General features: G+C 51.4%; 1 protein-coding gene. It reads right to left on the bottom strand.

What is annotated here, in order from left to right; genetic code table 11:
- Positions 1-89 precede the first annotated feature (89 nt).
- Positions 90-242 carry a SymE family type I addiction module toxin gene (locus CKY02_RS23340; protein ID WP_112897025.1) on the bottom strand — a complete coding sequence of 51 codons (153 nt, stop codon included), beginning with the start codon at positions 240-242 and terminating at the stop codon, positions 90-92.
- Between the last annotated feature and the right edge of the window lie 5 nt (positions 243-247).

Here is a 247-nt window from a genome sequence, read left to right as displayed (position 1 = left end):
CGATTCCAAACGCACGGGTCGAGTCGGATGGGAACGACTTTGGGAAGGTTGGTTTCGGCTGCAAACCCTGATAGACGGCTATTTGCTGGCTAAATCGGTTGATTTGGAGATCTGATCAAGAGACAGGTATTAAACCCCGCCTGTCTCAGCCACTGTCCCTTAAGATGTATCGCCGGTGTGGCGTTGTTGACCCTGTTCCCGTTCGGTACATAGCCCACCGTGTAATAACGTTCTGTTTTCACGGCTT

It is taken from the genome of Photorhabdus bodei (assembly GCF_003287735.1).
GTDB lineage: Bacteria > Pseudomonadota > Gammaproteobacteria > Enterobacterales > Enterobacteriaceae > Photorhabdus > Photorhabdus kayaii.
This window is presented reverse-complemented; position numbering and strand designations above follow the sequence as displayed.